The sequence below is a fragment of the Mesorhizobium sp. STM 4661 genome (assembly GCF_000359125.1).
Taxonomy (GTDB): Bacteria; Pseudomonadota; Alphaproteobacteria; order Rhizobiales; family Rhizobiaceae; genus Mesorhizobium.
Window position 1 is genome coordinate 1 of record NZ_CAAF010000071.1, and the last position, 6,983, is coordinate 6,983.

6 protein-coding genes are annotated in these 6,983 nt (G+C 58.4%); 2 read left to right on the plus strand and 4 right to left on the minus strand.

Annotation, left to right across the window (positions count from 1 at the left end; genetic code table 11):
* Positions 1-226 precede the first annotated feature (226 nt).
* Positions 227-841 (plus strand): methyltransferase domain-containing protein, encoded by a 615-nt coding sequence (locus tag MESS4_RS23980; protein ID WP_036241980.1) that lies wholly within the window; start codon positions 227-229, stop codon positions 839-841.
* Positions 842-1,225: 384 nt separating this feature from the next.
* On the opposite strand, the gene MESS4_RS23985 is transcribed toward MESS4_RS23980, so the two are convergent.
* Positions 1,226-1,795: a hypothetical protein gene (locus MESS4_RS23985; RefSeq protein WP_006336615.1), complete on the minus strand. Its 570-nt coding sequence runs from the start codon at positions 1,793-1,795 to the stop codon at positions 1,226-1,228.
* Positions 1,796-2,528: 733 nt separating this feature from the next.
* Here MESS4_RS23985 and MESS4_RS33690 point away from each other — a divergent pair.
* Positions 2,529-2,960 carry a hypothetical protein gene (locus tag MESS4_RS33690; RefSeq protein ID WP_157385654.1) on the plus strand — a complete coding sequence of 144 codons (432 nt, stop codon included), beginning with the start codon at positions 2,529-2,531 and terminating at the stop codon, positions 2,958-2,960.
* A gap of 810 nt (positions 2,961-3,770) precedes the next feature.
* Here MESS4_RS33690 and MESS4_RS23990 read toward each other — a convergent pair.
* From MESS4_RS23990 to MESS4_RS24000, 3 genes are all read right to left on the minus strand, one after another.
* On the minus strand, positions 3,771-4,775 hold the full coding sequence (locus tag MESS4_RS23990; protein ID WP_006336620.1) for a hypothetical protein: 1,005 nt from the start codon (positions 4,773-4,775) through the stop codon (positions 3,771-3,773).
* On the minus strand, positions 4,711-5,778 hold the full coding sequence (locus MESS4_RS34735) for a hypothetical protein (protein ID WP_244441199.1): 1,068 nt from the start codon (positions 5,776-5,778) through the stop codon (positions 4,711-4,713). The genes MESS4_RS23990 and MESS4_RS34735 overlap by 65 nt, the downstream gene beginning before the upstream one ends.
* Before the next feature lie 362 nt (positions 5,779-6,140).
* Positions 6,141-6,899 carry a terminase family protein gene (locus MESS4_RS24000; protein ID WP_006336625.1) on the minus strand — a complete coding sequence of 253 codons (759 nt, stop codon included), beginning with the start codon at positions 6,897-6,899 and terminating at the stop codon, positions 6,141-6,143.
* Positions 6,900-6,983: the final 84 nt, after the last annotated feature.

A 6,983-nucleotide genomic window follows, 5' to 3' on the forward strand; every position in this document is an offset into this window, starting at 1 on the left:
GGGGGGCGCTGTCCCTCCGGCCTGCAATCATTTTCACTGTCACGCCCTCGGGTCTGGTCCTGGTTCGAAAGAGGCAATGGCTGGCGTTCCTTCACGCCCCCCTCTGCCCTGCCGGGCATCTCCCCCACGAGGGGGGAGATCGGCCGCCTCACCCTTGTCAAAATTCTGCACACTTCTTGATGCTAGGAAGTCTCGCGGCGGGCCTTTGCAGGAGGCCAATGTGGCAATGACGGAAAGCCTACCCGGCGCCCTCAAGCGGCGGAGCAAACAGGTTGCAAAGCGGCTGATCGGCTATGATTCCCGCAACTGGTTGCGCATCAGGCAGATCGAGGCGTTCACCGCGTTCCTTGAAGCGGACAATCGCAAGTCCTCTCCGGTGATCGAGGTCTCGCCCGGCTGGAACCGCTACTGGAAGACGATGTGTTCCGACTACACCTCGGTCGACTTCCCCGACTTCGACATCTGCAAGGACCGCACCGACCGCCAATATCAGATCGTCATCGCCGACCAGGTGCTGGAGCATGTGCAGCGGCCGCTTGCGGCGGCGCGGAATATCCACGCCATGACCCAGCCGGGCGGCTGGGCGATGGCGGCCACGCCATTCCTGTTTCGGGTGCATGCCAGGCCGCACGACTATAACCGCTGGACCCCAGCCGGCCTGAAGCAGGTGCTGGTCGAAGGCGGTTTCACGGAGGCCGACATTGAAGTGTTCGGCTGGGGCAACAAAGCCTGCGCCAAAGCCCATATCGGCGGCCCCGTGCGCGCTTATGGCCTGTGGCGCGATTTGAGCAATGACGAGGAATACCCGCTGATGGTCTGGGCGTTCGCGCGGAAAAGATGAGACCTGGAACAACGCCGGTGCTTGAACACCCCCCTCTGGCCTGCCGGCCATCTCCCCCTCAAGGGGGGGAGATCGGATGTCGCGTCGGCTTTCGCCAACCATCAACGCTGGAAGACTGGCAAAAGGTAGAAACTGCCAATCTCCCCCCTTGAGGGGGAGATGTCCGGCAGGACAGAGGGGGGTCTACTTGGCGCTACCCTTGCCGCCTCTTCACCAACCGCGCCAGACGTCGCCAATACCACCAGGGCCAGCCGCCCCGGTTCCTGAACACCCGTTTCATCGCGCCCATGTCACACCCCCAAGAGCACGCGGCGCTGGCCGGTCAAATCGCCGGGCGCGAGATCGGTCTTCACCGTGCTCAGCGTGCCCTGGCGCTGCTCGAGCTCAGCCCGAAGCGCCGCCTCGCGCGCCTGCACGTCCTTGTCGGCGATGGTCGGTGTCGATGGCAGCGGCTTCAACGCGGGTGGTTTTTGAAACAGGCACATGGTTCCAGCTTTCTCTTGTCCAGTCGAAGAGGATGAAGGTTTCGCCGTTCCTGCCATATCCAGGCAGACGGCAGCGTTCAGTGGCGCCCAGCCGGCCGAGCCAGCGCAGCGCCAGTTCATTGGCGGCCAGCGCCCGTGCCTCGACCCGCCAGGCGCCGCGCGCCGCAACTTGCGGCCCGAGCACCTCATGGAAGAAGCGCGTAATCCCCGGCACGCAGCGCTTCATGCGGCGCGTGCCCCAGCTCCAGGCGATCCACAGCCCGCCGCGCTGCTCGGCGGCGCCAAACCCGGCTTCCGGATTGCCGTCCAGCTCGGCGACATAGGCAAAGCCTTGCAGCGCCGTCAGCGCCAGCAGCGCCGGCGACCACTGGTCGAACTGGCAGTCGATTTCGGCGCGGTCTTCGGGGCGGAGGTTGGCGGCGATGTAGGAGAGGTCGCGCAGGGTCGCGGAGATGATACGGAGGGTCATGCGTATCCTTCGTCATCCCGGTGCGAGCCCGGCGCTGCGGAGACCCTCGGGATCTTGCCATCGCAGTTGTCGAAAAATGCCGTTGCCGCTTCCGCGGTGCTTGCCACAACCAAACTGACGCTATAATATTAAGATACAACCATGAGAGGTATCGCTGAGGTCGCTCATTCTCGCCGTAGTGGCAGTGTTCACGTTGCCATTTAGGGCGGCTCGGTCGGAGAAGCCCGTCCTTCTCTCGATCTAGGGTATTGGCCGAAGCATGCGTGGCTGAAACTTTGGAAAACGGCCCTGATAATCGGGGAATACAGGTGAATTTAGAAATGGTCTCACTTCGTTTTCATACTCTAGCCACTCGCCGAATTGCTTTCTGAAATCAATCATCCCGTCTATCAAAGACTGTACGTAGGCTCTTGGGGCCTGATCAACGAGCCTGGATTGGAGAGTATAAAGCTTCTCGACCAGCGTATTCTTTTTCAGTGGGGCTTTAGGATTATAGATCCCATTGAGCGCGTTTAGGTCGGGGCTGTATGGAGGTTTCTTAGGACCGTCTGGGAATAGGCCCCAGGGCCTGAAAAATAATTGTCAAGAAGATCGACAGCGAAACGCCGAGCGTCCTCTGGACTGATAGAAACCCCGCGGGTGCCAATGGGAGGTAGCCCCTGTCTTTCGATTGACCCCATAACATTGCTCCGTAAGTCAGCTAAATTCGTGATATTCTTCGGTGGATTCTAAAATGCGCCCAATCTCAATTTTCGTTATTTCCGTCACGGCTCTTATTCCCGTCATGGCTGCGCCGGTTTTTGGCAAAGAACCATCAGAGAGCAATTATTCTATAAAATTTGTGCTCAAAATGAGTGATGGGAAATATTTTGGTGGAGTCGGGACTTGCAAAAAGAACAGCGACTGTGGCGTGGAGTTTGAAGGAAAATTTCAAATTAATATCATCGAATATAAAGAGAGTTACAGGCTATCTATATATAATTTTGGTAGTGATATGTCATTGCTGCGATGCTGCTCTGTTGAGAACAGGACCGAGAGCATAATGCTTGATCACAAGAAAAATAGAAATACAATAAAGCTATACTACTTGGTTGGAAGAGATTTAGTTTATGTAGTACCAAAGAAATATGGAGATTTATTCTTAATTGTTTCAGATAACCATTAATGACATCAATGTAAGAGAACTTAGGAGGCCCGCCGAAACCGATCTCAATGCATTCTACACCGTCCGGACCGATGACGGCGACGAAACGCGATTCACTCTTAAAGACATAGGCTGCGCTCTTTGAGCGATGTTTACCCTCCCCCGCAGCCGGTTCCGATGCACGTCATCCCTGATTCTTTCATGAGCCTGCGGATGACCAAATAAACGATCCGCTCCTTCTGTGCTTCACTGAGCCCTCCGTTGGGCATTCGTCGATGGCATAGTTGGCTGCGACTTCCGGGTTGCCCATCTTGCGTGCCTTGCTTAGAACGCAGGAAAATGTCTTCCATTCTTTCTTGGAGAGGGTAATTGCCGCCGTGGGCGCGGCATAAACAAGGCCGAGGAAAAGACAGACGGACAGGACCAATCGCATTGATTGCAGACCTCTTGAACTAAGGAAGATAGAATGTGCATCGCCATCTCCTGATTAAGGCTCAGAAGGATGGTAGTCTGTAACCGTAGTGCGCAATTGCAATCCTAACAAATCAATTAAGTATCAGAATGGAGGACTATTAAATATCAGAACTGAAAATATAAATAACATATACATAGCCCAAAATCCAGGGACGCTAAGCACCACAGCACCGAAAAGAACCATGATCCGCCGATCCAGACTAATACTTTTAGATGTCACGCCAACTATTGCCAATGCGACTGCAAATGCGAACGATATAATTCCAAAAAAAACAGTAAATAACATCGGGCATCTCAAGAATTAGCGCGAACTACGGTCTCGGTAGGGCGCCGATGGGGGGCTTACTCCAGCGCGCACTACCATTGGCCAAATGACATTGTATTCTCGAAATGCGCCCGTCCAACGGCTGATTGTGCACCATCGTAAGCCTTTTGCGCGTCATTGCGAGCCGCCACAGAAACAGCAATCTTACCCTCAAAAACTGTCAATGCGTTCATAGCATACCTTACCGCCCTGTCGCGCTCGCTGTCAGTTCCTAAGTCCGGATCTTCCAAGTGAACCATATTTTTGAGGTATGTTTTCAACGACGCTACAAGTTTCTTATCAGCAGCGATTGTATCGTCCAACGTGATCGCGTCGCGATAGTCCGCGTCATGTTGCTTGTAGAATCCGTCCTGAACGTCAACTGGCGGCAGTTCAAAGTCGCCACCCCAGGCCCCGTCAGTCCAGCCAGGCCCGCCGTAGTTGCCATAGGTAGGCACATTTCTGTTGAAGATATCGGATAAACTTAGGGCCTCGCCGCCACGCTGTTGATTTGATGGTTCGCTATCGTCAGCCAGTCGTTCCTCCCATGCGCTTACGGCCATGGGATCAACCACTGCCGCCCGAAGCGACCTGTTGGCCGTATTGTCGGCAACCTTGGATACGCTGGCCTGAAGCAAGTGATCGAGCACTGCCTGGCGTTGCTCGGGAGGCGTTGCGATGAACATATTACGCAATGCCGCATCCTTGTCCCGTGGTGGTCGATTCTGATCTTGGAGCGTGTCGACAACCCATTCCGCCACGGAATTCGGCAGCGGCTGTATGACCTCAAAGCCCATCTGCTGCTGGGCGGCGATGGAGCCTATGATCGCCGCTTGATAGCCTTCCGGCTTCGACAGATTGTTCCAGGCAGCATCGAGCTTCGCGAAAGCCTTGCGAACATAGCCGCCCGGATCGCCTTGCCTTGCTTTGAACACCAGATCTGCGGCCGTAGCGATGGCGTCGTACCGCGCCTTGTCCTCCTCCGGCGTTGCACTATCCGCCGCCGGGTCGGCATCCCTGACAATGGCCCGCACCGCGTTGTTCGGCACATCGCGCATGTCGTGGAATTGACGGCTGACATCGACCGCTCGGTTGAATAGCTGAAAGCGCCTGACGCCTTCCGTGGCGCCATAAAGAGCGACGAACTGTTCCAGGGGTGGGAAGCGGACCGTCATAGGCTCCGGTATCTTTTATGGCTTCAGGTGCATTCTGTTCGGCAAGACTGATGTTGGCGCGTGTTTCCACCTGTCGTGCCGCATCGGCGGCGCGGGCCAGCCGGACCAAGGCCAGCCGTTCTTCGGGCGCAATGTCGTCTTGAAACGTCTGCGCTATTCGCTCTTCCGGGGTCAGCTGCCCGACGCGGTTGCCCTTCGAGCCCGTGGGGCTTGCAGCGTCTTGCCTCGGCTCGCCACCAACCTCGGCGATATCGTCCTTAGTCCTATCGCTGGGTTGTGTCGCACCGAGCATTTCGGCGGCGCGTTTCGGGTCCAGGGCGATCGTCGCCAGCATCAACGCCTTGGCCGTGTTGCTCCGCCAGGCAACTTCCGCTGCTTGTCTGGCAAGCGGGTTGCCGATCTTGGCGATCAGGTCGAGGCCGTGCTGTCGGATCGCCTCGAAGTTCGCGGTATCGTTAGGGTCGCTCTGTGCGATGGAGTTGGTGGAGATATTCTCGACCTTGGTCCACTGGTCCTGCTCGTACTCGTCGCGGCGCGCCTGCTGCCGCGCCGCCATGCGCTCGGAACCCGCCGCGCGGATTGTCTCCTTCTGCCTGGCGAAATTGGCGCGTTGGCTTTCGGGTATTTTCGGCAGGGCATCGTCGAACAGCGTGTCGAACAGGCCGGGCTTCACCACTCGGCTGCCGCGCGGATCGACCTGGCCGTACATGGCATCATGCAGGCCGGCGCCATCGGGCGCTGCGTTGGCCGCCACATCGGCCTCGGCTCGGGCGATCTGGTCCATCATCTTGCGGCGGGCAATTTCGGCGTCGAACGCCTCCTGCTGCTCTTTGCGCTGTTGAAAGCGCTCGGCGACGGCCGAAAGCTCGCCGCCCAGGCCTTGCATGGCGCCGCCGATTGGCGATCCCTGCGGATATTGCACCGCGTTGCCGGTATCGATCCGGCGCTGAGCAAGCTGGAGAGGAATAGTCGCCATCTAATTGTTTCCTGCCCAACTGGTTCTGAACAAAGCGGGTCGCTCCGCTGGAGATCACGGCATGGCTGATCGCATTGCATGCTGGTCGCCGCATTCGCGGGCTTTGTCGGATCGAAGATTTTTGGAGAGACAGTGGAGTTGCCGGCGTTGCGGATCACCGCCGCCAGAGCGCCGTGAACTCAACCGAAAAATGCCGCGTCGCAAAATTTCGCGCCGCCGCGACGCTCGACGTGGTCAAGCCCGAGAATGACGATGCGGGAAACGCGTCGAACTTACCGAAAAGCCCCCAGCGGGTCACTCTGCCCCACCGAGTGTTTGCGCGCTGCCCGAAACTCCGCCGGATCCACCACCGCTTCCCTGAGCATCATCACGCCGTATCGCGTCGCGGCCATCAAATCGTCGCGCAGCTTCACCACCTGGCCATCCCTGCGGTGATAGAGCCGAAATTCCTCGAACCAGGGCAGAAGCGTCGAGAACACCTTGAAGCGGCCGGATTGCATGCGGTCCAGCATCTCCATCAGCCCGGCCTCGACCGAGACCGAGCCGTCGGCGAATTGCGCATGGCGGGTCAGCATGTTCAGCCCGTGCGCGGCATATTGTTTGGCCAGCGCCACGCCCGCACCCTCCAGCGTCTCGCGGCGGCCGTCGCGCGGCCAGGCCCAGGGCAGCCATTCGCCCCACGGCTTCAACGTCAGCGCCTGCATGGCCGGCGTCTGCTGCGACGCGCGGCAGGCTTTCGAGACATAGACGACATCGGCCTCCGTATCCCAGGCGACTTCGACCGCGGCCGATGGATGGTCCCAGCCGAAATCGAGCGCGCCGAGCCGCGGCCAGTAGCGCGGCAGGCGGAACGGCTCGCAGGCGACCAGCTCCTCGGCGATCGGAAAGATGCGGCCGGAACCCAGCACCGGAATGCCCTTGGCCCGCGCCTCGCGCTCATGCGTGGGATAGGCGGCGACGATCGCGGCGCGCTGCCCGGGCGAGTAGTGCCCGGCATCGTCGATGGTCATGAAGGTGACGTGGCGGGTCATTGATGGTTTCCGCTTGAATCATTTTGGCAAGCGCGGGGCGTAGAGTGTTGTTTGGGCGAGAGCTTTTCCATGCTGGCAGGACAG

What these genes read in the sequence shown, in the direction of transcription:
- MESS4_RS23980 (WP_036241980.1), top strand. Translation starts at nt 227, where the DNA reads ATGACGGAAAGCCTACCCGGCGCCCTCAAGCGGCGGAGCAAACAGGTT.
- MESS4_RS23985 (WP_006336615.1), bottom strand. Translation starts at nt 1,795, where the DNA reads ATGACCCTCCGTATCATCTCCGCGACCCTGCGCGACCTCTCCTACATC.
- MESS4_RS33690 (WP_157385654.1), top strand. Translation starts at nt 2,529, where the DNA reads ATGCGCCCAATCTCAATTTTCGTTATTTCCGTCACGGCTCTTATTCCC.
- MESS4_RS23990 (WP_006336620.1), bottom strand. Translation starts at nt 4,775, where the DNA reads ATGCGCGATGTGCCGAACAACGCGGTGCGGGCCATTGTCAGGGATGCC.
- MESS4_RS34735 (WP_244441199.1), bottom strand. Translation starts at nt 5,778, where the DNA reads ATGCAAGGCCTGGGCGGCGAGCTTTCGGCCGTCGCCGAGCGCTTTCAA.
- MESS4_RS24000 (WP_006336625.1), bottom strand. Translation starts at nt 6,899, where the DNA reads ATGACCCGCCACGTCACCTTCATGACCATCGACGATGCCGGGCACTAC.